General features: G+C 58.6%; 12 protein-coding genes and 1 pseudogene. 9 read left to right on the top strand and 4 right to left on the bottom strand.

From position 1 onward, the window contains the following. Positions 1–64: 64 nt before the first annotated feature. Together VR863_RS00375 and VR863_RS00370 are read right to left on the bottom strand one after the other, a co-directional pair. Positions 65–1,207: an NAD(P)H-dependent flavin oxidoreductase gene (locus tag VR863_RS00375; RefSeq protein ID WP_006834188.1), complete on the bottom strand. Its 1,143-nt coding sequence runs from the start codon at positions 1,205–1,207 to the stop codon at positions 65–67. 50 nt (positions 1,208–1,257) lie between these two features. Further along, positions 1,258–1,986: a FadR/GntR family transcriptional regulator gene (locus VR863_RS00370; protein WP_006834189.1), complete on the bottom strand. Its 729-nt coding sequence runs from the start codon at positions 1,984–1,986 to the stop codon at positions 1,258–1,260. 201 nt (positions 1,987–2,187) lie between these two features. Here VR863_RS00370 and VR863_RS00365 point away from each other — a divergent pair, with 201 nt between their 5' ends. From VR863_RS00365 to VR863_RS00340, 6 genes and pseudogenes are all read left to right on the top strand, one after another. Then, the gene (locus tag VR863_RS00365; RefSeq protein WP_006834190.1) at positions 2,188–3,450 is read left to right on the top strand and encodes a cytochrome P450; all 1,263 of its coding nucleotides are present in this window, start codon (positions 2,188–2,190) and stop codon (positions 3,448–3,450) included. Between the two features lie 28 nt (positions 3,451–3,478). Continuing rightward, complete coding sequence (locus VR863_RS00360) at positions 3,479–3,805, top strand: 2Fe-2S iron-sulfur cluster-binding protein (RefSeq protein ID WP_006834191.1); 327 nt, start codon at positions 3,479–3,481, stop codon at positions 3,803–3,805. A gap of 68 nt (positions 3,806–3,873) precedes the next feature. Continuing rightward, on the top strand, positions 3,874–5,085 hold the full coding sequence (locus VR863_RS00355; RefSeq protein WP_006834192.1) for an acyl-CoA dehydrogenase family protein: 1,212 nt from the start codon (positions 3,874–3,876) through the stop codon (positions 5,083–5,085). An 18-nt stretch (positions 5,086–5,103) separates the two neighbouring features. After that, positions 5,104–6,174: an acyl-CoA dehydrogenase family protein gene (locus tag VR863_RS00350; RefSeq protein WP_006834193.1), complete on the top strand. Its 1,071-nt coding sequence runs from the start codon at positions 5,104–5,106 to the stop codon at positions 6,172–6,174. 166 nt (positions 6,175–6,340) lie between these two features. Beyond that, the gene (locus VR863_RS00345; RefSeq protein ID WP_034922553.1) at positions 6,341–9,073 is read left to right on the top strand and encodes a TonB-dependent receptor; all 2,733 of its coding nucleotides are present in this window, start codon (positions 6,341–6,343) and stop codon (positions 9,071–9,073) included. Between the two features lie 311 nt (positions 9,074–9,384). Continuing rightward, positions 9,385–9,564: pseudogene (locus tag VR863_RS00340) on the top strand (IS3 family transposase); the annotation flags it as partial. Between the two features lie 156 nt (positions 9,565–9,720). On the opposite strand, the gene VR863_RS00335 reads toward VR863_RS00340, so the two are convergent. Further along, the gene (locus VR863_RS00335; protein ID WP_006834195.1) at positions 9,721–10,134 is read right to left on the bottom strand and encodes a hotdog fold thioesterase; all 414 of its coding nucleotides are present in this window, start codon (positions 10,132–10,134) and stop codon (positions 9,721–9,723) included. Further along, complete coding sequence (locus VR863_RS00330) at positions 10,131–11,018, bottom strand: alpha/beta fold hydrolase (RefSeq protein WP_324826478.1); 888 nt, start codon at positions 11,016–11,018, stop codon at positions 10,131–10,133. The genes VR863_RS00335 and VR863_RS00330 overlap by 4 nt, the downstream gene beginning before the upstream one ends. Positions 11,019–11,281: 263 nt before the next feature. On the opposite strand from VR863_RS00330, the gene VR863_RS00325 reads away from it, so the two are divergent. The 3 genes from VR863_RS00325 (at position 11,282) to VR863_RS00315 (ending at position 13,947) form a co-directional block, all read left to right on the top strand. Beyond that, positions 11,282–11,467 carry a MarR family transcriptional regulator gene (locus VR863_RS00325; protein WP_228135198.1) on the top strand — a complete coding sequence of 62 codons (186 nt, stop codon included), beginning with the start codon at positions 11,282–11,284 and terminating at the stop codon, positions 11,465–11,467. Positions 11,468–11,797: 330 nt separating this feature from the next. After that, positions 11,798–12,364: a MarR family winged helix-turn-helix transcriptional regulator gene (locus VR863_RS00320; protein WP_006834198.1), complete on the top strand. Its 567-nt coding sequence runs from the start codon at positions 11,798–11,800 to the stop codon at positions 12,362–12,364. Further along, complete coding sequence (locus tag VR863_RS00315; RefSeq protein WP_151884732.1) at positions 12,361–13,947, top strand: ABC1 kinase family protein; 1,587 nt, start codon at positions 12,361–12,363, stop codon at positions 13,945–13,947. The genes VR863_RS00320 and VR863_RS00315 overlap by 4 nt, the downstream gene beginning before the upstream one ends. Positions 13,948–14,078: the final 131 nt, after the last annotated feature.

Raw genomic sequence — 14,078 nt, 5'->3', positions numbered from 1 at the left:
GAGGCTCTACGGGGCGGCGCAATTCATGACCTTTGGCGTAAGCCATCTTCTTGCCTCCTGCGCTTCACTTGTAGATACCAGCGGACGCCAACGCCTTCTCGGCTCCATCGACCAGGTCGCGCATCACTTCGGCGGCAGGCCGGATCGAATCGATCAGGCCGATGCCTTGCCCCGCGAAGCCGGGGATGACATCCTTGCGCTCTGCCTTGATCCCGGAGGCCATGACCGGGCCGGAGATCATCGACTGATAGGGCATCGGCAGAGGCTCCTTTCCGGCCTGCACCCAGGCGTCGGCCCATTTGTTACGGATCATGCGCGCCGGTTTGCCGGTAAGCGATCGACTAACGACCGTATCGGCATCGCCGCTTTCGGTGATCGCCTCTTTCTGGAAGCGCTCGATGCCCGCTTCCTCGGTCGCGAGAAATGCCGTGCCGACCCACGCGCCCTCTGCCCCCAGCATCATCGCAGCGGCAACACCCCGGCCATCCGAGATACCGCCGGCCCCAAGGACAGGAACACGATCGCCAACGGCGTCGACCACCTGGGGAATCAAGGAAATAGTCCCGATCGGCGAGTTGTGACCTCCGCCATCGTGCCCTTGCGCGACGATCATGTCGATGCCCGACCCGACGACCTGTTCGGCGTGCTTGACCTTGCCGATCACCGCCATGACCTTGGTGCCATTGGCATGGAGCCGATCCATCCACGGTTCAGGATTGCCAAGGCCGGCAGCATAAACCGGCACCTTTTCCTCGATCACCACTTCCATCTGCGCCTCAAAGAATTCCTTCGAGAACAACTGCGGGCCGCCCTTGCCCATTTCAGGCGCGCCCGCCGCCCGCATGGCGGCGGCAGCATCGACCTCCGGAAGCTCTTCACGATCCATGAAGTCGCGCGCGAACTGCTGATATTCACCCATCAGATCCATGGGATTTTGGGGTGCAGCACCGCTTTGAGGGGCAGAGCCGCGCCTGACCGACGCGGGGAGCAGCGTATCGACACCGAAAGGTTTGTCGGTCAATTCCCGGGTCTGGCGAATCCAGTCACGCAACTGATCGGGCGAACACGCCGCGGCACCCAGGACCCCGAGCCCGCCGGCATTCGAAACCGCAGCCGCCAGCGCCGGAACGCTCGCTCCGCCCATCCCGGCAAGCAGGATCGGGTACCGGATCCCCAGCATTTCGCATATTCGGCTCTTCAACGCCATTCTTCCTCTCCAGCCACTTGCCTAAACGCACACTCAAACTATTGAAAATTCTACAGCTGCCCCCACCGCACCCGCTGCGAGACCAGCTCGGGGCTGCGCTCCGAAAGATAGACGGCAGAGCCGGCCACCAACCGGCTCATTGCTTGACGGGCCGCGGCGCTGTCGCCAGTCCGCACTGCCTCGAGCACCCGCACCAGAAACTTCATCTGCACCGCCCGTTCCTGTGCCGAATATCCCAGCGAATGGGAAAACTCGCGGGTCAACAGATGCATCGCAGAGGTCAGCAAACCGAACAGCGGATTGCCGCTCGCCCAACCCAACAAGTCGTGAAATCTGCGATTAAGTTCCTCGAATTGATCAGAGGCTTCATGATGCCTCAATTCCGCCAGACACCCTGCCAACGCGCTGAGATCAGCGGTAGTTGCACGCTGGGCTGCATACCCTGCGACATCGGGAGCAATTGCTTCGCGCAATTCAAGCAAACCACGCAAATCGGCTTCCATGAAATGCAGAATCAATGACAAACTGCTTGCAAAATCGCCGGTCTGCGGACGGGCTACGACGGGACCTCCACCACGGCCGAGCTGGAGATGGATGACCCCTTGCAATTCCAGGAACCGCAAAGCCTCCCGCAAAGTTGCGCGCGCAACCTCGTAACGCGCGAGCATTTCATCCTCGCGCGGAAGCCTGTCACCCGGGTTATGGCGACCCGCCTCGATGTCCCGCACGATGCTTTGCGCAAGAGAAAGGGCACGCTTGGCCTTCTTCACCGCTGACATCCGCCACTCATCAGCACACCCGCACCTCTCGAATAAAAAGTATAAGGATATTAGCAAACCTTCGTTGGATCGGCACACTATCCGATGGGATTGGTGTCTGCAAGGGACTAAAAGAGTATACGATTTATTGACTGCACGAGATGTCTCCCTTAAGGATGACTGAAGGCCGATCAGGCCTGAGATGTAGAAGGAATAGTTCTTATGGACAGCCAGATCGCCGAGCCGGATGCCGCGGCGAGGATCGCGTCAATTCCGATCGAGGAAATCGACGTGGCCCGGCCAAGCCTGTTTCAGAACGATACCATCGGTCTATTTTTTGACAGGTTGCGCGCCGAAGAACCTGTCCACTACTGCCGCGAGAGCTATGTCGGCCCTTACTGGTCCATTACCAAGTTCGACGACATCATGGCGGTGGACACCAATCATAAGGTCTTCTCTTCGGAAGCGAAGCTAGGCGGAATTGCAATCCAGGACATGCATTCGGTGGAAGGCGCGCTCGAACTTGAAATGTTCATAGCGATGGACCCGCCCAAGCACGATCAGCAGCGCAAGGCGGTGACTCCGGCAGTGGCTCCGTCCAACCTGCAACTGCTCGAGCCGATCATCCGCAAGCGCGCGGGAGAGATTCTCGATGAACTCCCGATTGGCGAAGATTTCGACTGGGTGGATAAGGTTGCGATCGAGTTGACGACGATGACGCTGGCAACCTTGTTTGATTTCCCTTGGGAGGAGCGGCGCAAGCTGACGCGCTGGTCCGATGTAGCAACTGCGGCACCTGAAACCGGGATCGTCGAATCCTACGAGGCGCGGCGCGAAGAACTCATCGGTTGCGCGATGTATTTCAAGACTCTGTGGGACGAACGGATAAACGAGGAGCCGAAGAACGACCTCATCTCGATGATGGCTCATTCTCCCGCCACGCGCGACATGCCGTTCCTCGAGTTTCTCGGCAATCTTATGCTGCTGATCGTCGGTGGAAACGACACAACACGCAATTCCATCAGCGGCGGCGTGCTCGCCTTGAACCAAAGCCCGGACGAGTACGCGAAACTCGACGCGGATCCTTCGCTCATTAGCAAAATGGTTCCGGAAATCATCCGTTGGCAGACCCCCCTCACTCATATGCGCCGCACCGCGCTGGAAGATTGGGAGATCGGCGGCAAACAGATCAAGAAGGGCGACAAGGTGGTGATGTGGTACCTGTCAGGCAACCGCGACGAGAGTGCTATCGAGCGCGCGGACCAGTTCATCATCGACCGCAAAAATCCGCGCCATCACCTCTCATTCGGCTATGGCATTCACCGCTGCATGGGAAACCGGCTCGCGGAACTGCAGCTGCGGATCATCTGGGAAGAAATTCACAAGCGCTTTTCCCGGGTCGAGGTTACAGGTGAACCAGAGCGTCTTTTTTCAAACCTCGTCCGCGGAATCACCAGGCTGCCGGTGCGGCTCCGCGCCCGCTGACTCTCGAGATCGAAATGCGGAGTTCAAGATGATCAAAATTACGTTCGTGGCTAGCGATGGTGAGCGACGGGAGGTCGAAATAGAAGAAGGCGAGACAGCCAGGGAAGCGGCGCTATACAATGACGTGCCGGGTATCGATGGCGATTGCGGAGGGGTATGTGCTTGCGCGACCTGTCATGTGCATGTCGATCCCGAATGGATCGACAAGGTGGGTCGGCTTATGCATGATGGAATGGAGGCCGACCTCTTGCAGTTCGCCGAAGGCACCACTGAATACAGTCGCCTTGCCTGTCAGATTCCGATGAAGCCGATGCTGGATGGATTGGTTCTTCACCTACCCGAACAACAATACTGACGGAGGGATCCTCGTCCCCGTAGCCTACATTCTTATCTGTCTTTCCTTGATTCTTCGAGAAAACACCCATGGCCACACAAATCGAGCCCGCAACCCAGACCGACGAAGACGCCTTCCGCGCGGAAGTGCAGCAGTTTCTGGCGGACAATTTTCCCGCCGAACTCAAGGGCCAGTCGAACGCGCTGGCCGGCGTGGACGGCCCCACCAATGAAACGCCGGCGCAGACCAAGTGGCGCGAAGCCGTGGGCGCGCGCGGCTGGGGCACCCCCACCTGGCCGAAGGAATACGGCGGCGGCGGCCTCACCAAGGCGCAGGCCAAGATCATCGACCAGGAATTCGCCAAGGCGGGTGCCTACAACCCGATCGGCGGCATGGGCGTCATGATGTTCGGCCCGACGCTGCTCGAATACGGCAACGAGGCACAGAAGCAGGAGCATATTCCGCCGATCTGCCGCGGCGAAATCCGCTGGTGCCAGGGCTATTCGGAACCCAATGCCGGCTCTGACCTCGCGAACCTCCAGACCTTTGCCGAGGACAAGGGCGACCACTACCTTGTCAACGGCCAGAAGACCTGGACCAGCGGCGGCCAATGGGCCGACAAGTGCTTTGCAATTGTACGAACCGACAAGAGCGACAAGCACAAGGGCATCAGCTTCATGCTGATCGACATGGACACGCCCGGCGTCGAAGTCCGCCCGATCACCATGATCAGCGGGACCAGCCCGTTCTGCGAAACCTTTTTCACCGACGTGAAGGTCCCGAAGGAAAACCTCGTCGGCGAGGAAGGCCAGGGCTGGACCATCGGCAAGCGCCTTCTGCAGCACGAGCGCACCAACATCTCGGGCGGCGGCAGCCTCGCCCGACTCATGGGCCAGAGCCTTGGCGATATCGCCAAGAAGTACCAGCCGACGGGCGCCGACGGCGAACTCGCCGATGCGGTGCTGCGCGACAAGATCGCTGATTTCGAAATCCGCTGGAACAGCTTCCTGCTCACCGCGCGCCGCGCGATGGAAGAGAGCAAGGCAGCTGGCGGCGTCTCCGAAATCAGCTCTGTGCTCAAGAAGCTCGGCACCAAGCTGAGCCAGGAACGCAGCGAATTGCTGATCGAAATCCGCGGGTTGCAGGGCCTCGGCTGGGAAGGCGACGGCTTTTCGGACGGCGAGCTCGGGGCCGTGCGCGCGTGGCTCTTCGGCAAGGCGACCACCATCTATGGCGGCTCGACCGAAATCCAGAACAACATCATCGCCAAGCGCGTGCTCGGCATGCTCGACCACCAGTAAGAGAGGGGAGCAAGGACAATGGCCGTTCTCAACGAAGAACAGGAAATGCTGCGAGATATGGCGCGCGAATGGACCGTCAACGAAAGCCCGGTCACCGAATTCCGCAAGGTCCGCGCCAGCGGCGAGCCCGAAGCCTTCAACCGCGACGCCTATGCGACGATGGCGCAGATGGGCTGGGCCGGGGTCATCATCCCCGAAGAGCATGGCGGGTCGGACTTCGGCTTCCTGTCCGCGGGCCTCGTCGTCGAGGAACTCGGCAAGACGCTCACCGCCAGCCCGCTGGTGATGAACACCGTCGCCGCCTCGGCGATCGTTCTTGGCGGCAGCGACGAGCAGAAGGCCAGGTGGCTGCCCAGGCTGGCGAGCGGCGAGGCCATCGCCACCCTCGCCGTCGACGAAGGGCCGAGCCACGATCCTGCGAAGATCGAGACCAGTGTGTCCGACGGCAAGCTGAGCGGCACCAAGGCCTTCGTCCATGAAGCGCATGGTGCGGACCTGTTCGTCGTCGCGGCGAAGGACGGGCTTTACCTGGTCGAGAAAGGCGACGGCGTCGCGCTCACCACCCGCAAGCTGACCGACCAGCGCAGCCATGCCGACGTCACCTTCGACGGCGCGGCGGCGGAGAAGCTCGCCAATGGCGGCGACAACCTGCTCGATGACGTGCTCGACCGCGCGCGCGTGCTCACCGCAGCCGAAATGCTCGGCATGGCGCAGCAAGTGTTCGACGACACGCTCGACTATCTGAAGCAGCGCGTGCAGTTCAACCAGGTGCTGGCGAGCTTCCAGGCGCTGCAACACCGCATGGCGGACCTCTTCGCCGATCTCGCCCAGATGCGCAGCGCGGTCGAGGCGGGCCTGCAAGCCGTCGATGCCGGCTTCGGCGTGGCGCGCGCGGCGACCATCGCCAAGGCGGAAGCCAACCGCGTTATGCACACCATGGCAAACGAGGGCATCCAGCTGCACGGCGGGATCGGCATGACCGATGAGTACGACGTCGGCTTCTATCTCAAGCGCGCCCGCGTGCTGGAGCAGAGCTTCGGTTCGTCGAGCTGGTTAAAGGACCGATTTTCCAAGCTTTCTGGCTACTAGAAACCTGCATGTAGTGACCTGCATGGCATTTTTGCCACATGCTTGTCGACAATGTGAAATAATCCGTCAATTCATCTACCAAGTCTTGAAATGAAACGCGCTTATCGGCATCGTTTCTAACATCGACTAGTGCCTAGGATGGGGCACATTCTTAGAGGAGAGGCACATGAAAAGATTTCCATCACGCCACCATTGCGCCCTTGGTGCATTGGCAGCGGCACTTGCCTTCACACCGACAGCCGCCTTCGCCCAGGATGTTGGCGAACCCGATGCGGATCTGGTTGAAGGGGCCGATGTCGAAGACCAAAACGTAATCATTGTTACCGCGCAAGGGCGATCGCAGGTCTTGGCGGATGTTCCAGTCGCCGTGTCAGCTGTTTCCGGAGAAACCCTCCAGAATTCGGGCGCCAGCGACATACGTGAGCTGAACCAGGTTGCACCGTCCCTGCTGGTGTCTTCCACCGGCAACGAAGCTAACGGTTCCGCGCGTATTCGCGGTATCGGCACGGTCGGCGACAACCCTGGTCTGGAAAGTTCGGTCGCGGTTTTTGTCGATGGAGTCTATCGCTCTCGTTCGGGAAGCGCCCTGAGTGAGCTCGGCCCTATCGACAGGGTCGAAATCCTTCGCGGTCCCCAAGGTACTCTGGGCGGGCGGAACTCATCGGCAGGCCTGATCAATATCTACACCGCACCGCCCGAGTTCGATTTCAGCGCATACGGGGCCTTCACTTATGGCAACTATGATGCGATCCGCGTCGAAGGTGGCATAAACGCTCCGCTTGGCGACACCGTAGCTGCGCGTGTGGACGGCGTGTATTTTGAGCGCGACGGCTTCTACAACGATATTACCAACGGCGGGACGATCAACAATCGCGATCGTTATCTGGTCCGCGGTCAGCTCCTGTTCGAACCCAATGACGACCTGTCCATTCGCCTTGTCGGGGATTATTCCAAAAAGGACGAAGCGTGCTGTGCCGCGACGTTCGTCCAGCCCGAGTTTGCTCCGCTTGCACGGATCAGCGCTGGATTTGATCCCTTTACGAGGCCATCGGATGGGGCCGCCCTGACGAGTACCGCAAATCCGATCGTTCCCGTGTTGCTTGCGCTTGGGCAGGATCCGCGTGCCCTCACCCAGGATACATTCAACCGCGACCTGTACCCTACGCCGGGCAGAAGCTATGAAGGCGAAACCGAAGACTACGGTATTTCGGCTGAGATCAATTGGGATTTCGGGAACGTCACGTTGACGTCTATCACGGGCTACCGTGAATATGCCAACAGCCAGGGATCTGACACCGATTACACTACTGTCGATATTCTCTACCGCGCTCCGACCGAGAATGCTCTTGCTCGAGACTTTGAAACATTCACTCAGGAACTGCGCCTTACCGGTGAGGCCTTCGATGGCAAACTCGATTGGTTGATCGGCGCGTATTACGCCAATGAAGAACTGCAGGTGCGTGACAATCTGCGGTTCGGCACCCAGTACGGCAATTTCGTAGCGTGCCGCATCGCTATCGCGATCAACCCGGCTTTGGTCAATCCGGGGGCTTCCAATTGCCTGGGTGCCAACGTGGCGGCATTGGACGGTACGCTGACCGGAAGCCCGGCATTCGGCGCTGCAACCCCGGCGATCCTCGCAGGTATCAACAACCTTGCAAGCATCAGCGATTTGGGAACGGTCAGCGAGGTCTACAATCAGACGAGTGAGAACTTCGCGTTCTTCACGCATAATATCTTTGCGATCACGGATACGCTCGATTTGACGCTGGGGCTTCGTTATACAAACGAAACCAAGGACTTCGACGCAACTTTCCGCAACGACAACACGGTTTGTCCGACAAACCGCAATCTGCTCGGAGGCTTTCTGGGTGTTCCGACTTTGGCACCTCTGGCCGGTGGTATCATCAGCCTTTCCTGCCAAGGCAATTCGACATCGGAGCTCGATGGAGTTTCTCTCGAAGACTCGCGCGAAGAAGAGGAGTTTACCGGCACGGCTATCCTGAGCTGGAAGCCAACTCCCGATCTGCTAGTCTACGGTTCGTATTCACGCGGCTACAAGGCGGGCGGTTTCAACCTCGACAGGTCTGCACTGTCAAATCCGCTTGCGTTCGATCCGGCCAATATCTCGGCAGCCGCGCTGCAGTTCGATGAAGAAACAGTCGATGCATATGAGATCGGCCTCAAATACTCGACACGCGAGTTCGGGGTTAGCATTGCAGGCTTCCGGCAAGAGTTCAGTAACTTCCAGTTGAACACGTTCAATGGGGCGTTCTACATTGTGCAGACGGTCAATAGTTGCGATAGCGATCTCGGCGGGGCCGACAGAGACGCAAGCGCGACAACCGGTGCATGCTCTTCCGATGAAGTTGCACCAGGTGTGATCGCTCAAGGTGTCGAGATCGAAACCTATCTACGGCCCGCTCGTGATTTGGATATTACCCTTGGCGTCACCTATTCTGATACGAGCTTTGAAGACAATCTTATCGGGGACGATACCGGGGCACCGCTCGACCCCGCACTACGCTTGCTGCCAGGCGACAACCTGTCGAATGCACCAGAGATCGTGGCAACATCGTCGCTTACGTGGACGCCGCCAATCGGCGACAGTGGGCTCGAAGGCCTGGTCTTCGTGAACGCTCGTATGGCTGGTGATTACAACACCGGCTCCGACCTGCTCTTCGGCAAGGAACAGGACAGCTTCGTCGTAGTGAACGGGCGTGTGGGTCTGACCAATATTGCGGATCGCTTCGCGATCGAGGGATGGGTCAATAATTTGTTTGACGTTGGGTATACGCAGGTGGCCTTCAACACGCCTTTCGTGGCTCCGCAACAAACGTTCTCCGCTTTTCTTGCGGAACCGCGGACTTACGGCATCACCGTGCGCGGCAAGTTTTAAACTTACTCGCTAATTGCAAGAGGGTTCGGCGCTTCGCTGTGTCGAGCCCTCTTTTTCGAACTTTTATTTGCTCACGACTAGGTGGCGTCCGAACAAAAGTTCCGTGTGCTCAATATCGTCGATGATGTGATAGGGAGAGGCCGGCAGCGGTGTTCGCTGCATGAATCCCTCTTCGCTGGGCTACCAGCCGCCGGCCCCACAAACAATCTTGCCTCGTCCTGCCATGCTGCCTTACGCTGCGCTCCAGGCCGCCCAGCAGGGCGACCCCAACCGCCGGAACTCTAACTTAACCGGTGGACCACCCTGATGGGGCAGGTCAGGTGGAAGACTACAACCGAGAGAGACCGCCCTCATCCCTTGGCTACGCGACACCGGCGGCGTTCGCCGCCGAACTAGATAAGCAATGGCCTGCTTCGCCACGCCCTACGGGCTCCGCTGCGCAGCCCATTGCTTCAACCGCGCTCATACGCATCAACGCAGCTCGGCTCTAATCCCGGCTGGGGGGAAGATCAGGGGGTCACGTCACTCATTGGAAGGCGGCTATCGCGACGCAATTCGCTCTGAAAGTCGTGGGACTATTTTGCAGGTCTTCGAGGAACAGACCTGCTAATTTTCGCCCTGCAGTTAGTTCCATTAGGATAACGCTGTTAGCATACGTAGGCACCGCGGCCGCTAGCCAAAAGGTTGCCAGTAGGACCGTATACACGTGTTTCAGCGACCGAGATATTTTTACCGATCTTGATTATTTTGCCCGATGCTACGAGTGGTCCCGAGGTTGCCGGGCGGTGGTAGTCGACCCTCAGATCGGCGGTCGCCTTGGCCCCTGTACCTTGCGACAATAAGGTGTAGAGCCCGGTTAAATCGATCAGAGAGGCGAGCACGCCGCCATGCGCTGAACCGATTGCCGGGTTTGACACGATCTCGTCGCGCCAAGGCATCTCCAGTTCAAGCTGCTCGTTCGAGCATGACCGTAAAGTGAGGCCAAGCCACCGGTGAAACGGGGCAATCTGCAGGATCTCTTCGAGGCGCTTAGGATCGATCCTTGTCAGATTATCGGTCATGTAACGGCTCCCTGCGGACTGTGATTACGCTTGAGAAAATCGAGTATCGCTGCCGAAAAGGCATCGTTGGCATCGCCAACCACCATATGTGTTGCCTCTGCGATGTCGGTGTATTCAGCGTGTGGAACAAGTTCGAGCAATTGCGCGACCGCGTCTTCGGAAACCAGATCGCTCGATCCGCCGCGAATAATATGCAATGGCAGCGAAAGCCTGCTGGCTGCATCGTTCAGCGCATCAAACTGGCGTTCCTGATGAGCCGGATCGCTTCGCTTGGCTAGTGTGATGTTGCGGATAAAGGCCGGATCCCAATGCCAGTAGTAGCGGCCGTCTTCCTTCTCTCGCAGATAGCGCCGTAAGCCCTTGCCGGCTCCGCGCTTGCGGCGATGTGGCATGTAGCGCGCGATGACCTCTGCCGCTTCGTCCGGTGAAGAGAAACCGGTCTCCACGTGCTCCTCCATAAAGCCGACTACGCGCATAACGCCCCCCGTCTCCATACGCGGCGCGATGTCGACGAGAGTGAGCGACGCGAAGCGGCCCGGCGCAAGGTGTCCTTCGGCGATCAGTCCGGCCAACCCGCCAAGGGAGGCCCCGACGAGCGCTGGCTTGCGGTCCATTTTTGAAGCGATCGCAACGAGATCTGAAGCGAAGTCGCGCGTTTCGTAAGCGCCCTCGGCAGACCATTCGCTGTCGCCATGACCGCGCATATCAATTGCGATCGGACGAAATCCCGCATTGGCGAGATCGGCTGTGACACGTTTCCATGCGTGACGGGTCTGGCCGCCCCCATGCGCGAGCAAGACCGGTAAAGCATCGGCATTTCCGGTCGCTTCGGCTGCTATGGAGATGCCACCATCTCCCCCGATATGGAAAATTTGCGACTGCATACCGCAACCTCATATTGTAAATCGATTTACAGTAAACGGCTTTATTTCCTGATCCGCTATGGTAGGTTGCCCTAGATGGCTGCCTTGACGGGCTATGACGCGGATACAAAGGGGGGCAAGTTTCCTCACCGATACCGATCGGCTGTTCTTTCTTATGGAGGAAGTGACCCGGCGTTTGCGCAGGACCGCCGATTCTTCGGTTGAACAATTCGGGCTCACGCGGACGCAATGGAGTATATTGGCTTATCTTTCGGAGCCCAGGCATGACCCAGACAGAGCTGGCTCGGGAACTGAAGCTAGAGCGCGCTAGCATCGGCCAGACTATTGATCGCCTGGAAGAACTTGAGCTGGTGGAAAGACGCAGGCGCGAAGAACGACAGGCGCGTTTGGCGGGTTCATTTACGCCCTGCCGCAATCGAGCTACTTCCCAAGATGCGAGTAGAAGCTGATGCAATGTATGCTCGCTTGCTCGGGGGGATCCGTTTTGGGGAACTGGAGCGCTTACGCGGATCGCTGGCTAGGATGCATGACAATCTGGGCAGCGAGCCATAATCACTCGAAATCGAGCCCATGCCCCGCGTTCACGCCCGCGTTTGCCCTTCAGGGGGTCTGATGCTCAGATGAGGGACGCCGAGCGCATGCGATCATAACATCCCGGCAGTCGTGGCAGGCGAGGTGGCCGGAGCCCCCGCACTCACCCAGCGCCGTTCGGTTCCTTATCAGCTTGAGCGACCATCGGATTCAGTTTCTGCTGTAGCGTGAAATCAGCGAGTGTTTGCATGGCGGCACTGCTAGCGAATATGGTTGACGCTGAGCTTGAACACGCCAGGCATGCGCGAGCCTTCCAAGATAGCGCTATGGATAAGCATATGCCGAAAGATGAGATACGTGATTACGCCCCCAACGAAAAGGATGACATCCTTTATTTGCTAGAAGAGGTGAACAGGACCGCTCGGCGGACCTTCGACGCTCTGATCGTGGGGCTCGACCTCAATCAAACACAATGGCGGATCATCGCGTCCTTGTTGCGAGAACCTACGCTAACACAGACCGAGATTTCTCGCCTGCTCGAGCTTGAATCGGCGACGATAGGACAGGCTGTCGCAGTTTTGGTTGAAAAAGGTTTGATCGAGCGAGAGCGGGCGGCGCACGATCGAAGGGTTTGGAACCTCCACCTCACCGAGCAAGTAAGAACCATCTGGCCGGAACTGCGCGAAGCGGCTGATCGACTCCACGAAATTCTCTGGAAGGGAATGTCTGCGCCTCAAATCGACCTCCTGCGTACGATGCTTCGAAAAGTTGCGGAGAATCAGAAGCAGGCTGACACTTGCGAAGAAAGCCGATGAAGCATGATCTGGAAAACAGTGTCGGTGAACTGACGCGGCTAGCAGAACTCGGTCAGATTTTCGCCCGGCACGGTCTGAAAAATCTCGGAAGCTTGCTTGGCTTTATGCCGGTTTCGGAGAATGAGCCAGATACCGACGACTTGCGTCCTGCATCGGTGGTGGCGCTGTTGCGCGATGTCGGCCCTGTCGGAATAAAGCTTGGCCAGCTCCTGGCGACCAGAAGCGATCTGTTTACACAACCCTGGATTTCCGCGTTCGGCACTCTCCACGACCAGGTGGAACCGCTGCCGTTCGATAAGATCGAACCGGTGATTGTATCGGCTTGGGGCAGCGACTGGGAACGTGAATTCGCCGCTTTCGAGAGAAACCCGATCGCCTCAGCCTCTATCGCGCAGACTTATGTCGCAACCCTGCTGGACGGAAGCGAGACTATCGTGAAAATCCGCCGACCCGGCATGGCGTCCAGGATCGAGGCGGACATGAGGCTGTTGACACGGCTCGCGGGCCTCGCCGAGCGTCGGTCAAGCGACATTGCCCGCTATCGACCCGTGGAATTCCTTCAGACATTCGCCAAGAATTTAGCGCGGGAGATGGACCTGGCGGCAGAAGCACGTGCCTGTGAAAGGATTGGCGGTTATCTGGAGATGCTTGGGGTGAAGACGCCCGCGATCCACTGGGAACTCACAGGCTTGACGATCAATGTGCAGGAAGCCCTGGGCGGAAAGCCCGCGTCGCGGCACCCGGCAACTGATCCGGCAGGGAATGCCCAGTTCGCGAAGCGCTATGCCGATGCAGTGCTACGGATGATCCTTCTCAATGGAGAGTTTCATGGCGACCCGCATCCCGGCAACGTCTTCTGGATGGAAGGGAACCAGGTAGGCTTCATCGATTTCGGCTCGGTCGGCTTTCTCAGCGGCGCGCGGCGTCAGGAAATCGTCCGACTGATTTTCGCTATCGCGAACGGACAGATAGACAAGGTGGCCGATCTGCTGCTCGACTGGGCAGGCAATCCACTCGTGGATCGCGCGCAATTGGTGATGGACCTGGATGAGCTGATCGCGGAATTTAGCGGCACAGCTCTTGCCGGGATAGAATTCGCGGCAATTTTCGATCGGGTTTTCGGATTGTTGCGCGATTATCGCCTCGTATTGCCGCCCGACCTCGCTATTTTGCTGCGCACCCTGCTGACCGCAGAGGGCTTCGTTCGCTCTTTGGCGCCGGACTACAATATCGCCGAAGAAACGAAGCCGATCGTGATGCAATTGTTTGCCGAGCGATTTTCGATCGGAGCCGCGCGGGATCATTTGGCCAAGGTCCGCAGTGGCCTGCTTGATTTCTCGGCATCGCTGCCCGAGCTAATCGATAACGTTGCCTCGGTCGCTCGATCAGGTACGATTCAGGTATCCATCGACCCAGCCAGTCTGAACCATCTGACGCGGGAAGAGGACCGCAGCACCCCCGTCAAGGGTCCGGTGGTGGCAGCGTTGATCATCTCTGCCGCATTGCTGGCCGACCAATCGTTGTTACTGGCAGGAATTGTTCTGGCTTTCGCGGGAATAGCACTCATTCCTAGATGGAACTGATAAGACCACACACAATGAACGCTTAGACCACGGCCGCCCGGCACCGATATTGGCTACATCAAGGGAGAAGAGTGGAAATGACCGAACAGAAACCTGCCGAAGCGGTGCCTGCCGCCACCATGCTGCTGACC

Origin of the sequence: Qipengyuania zhejiangensis, assembly GCF_035607565.1 — a bacterium.
Lineage (GTDB): Bacteria > Pseudomonadota > Alphaproteobacteria > Sphingomonadales > Sphingomonadaceae > Qipengyuania > Qipengyuania zhejiangensis.
Note: the sequence above shows the minus strand (reverse complement) of the source record. Positions and strands in the feature narration are given on the sequence as shown.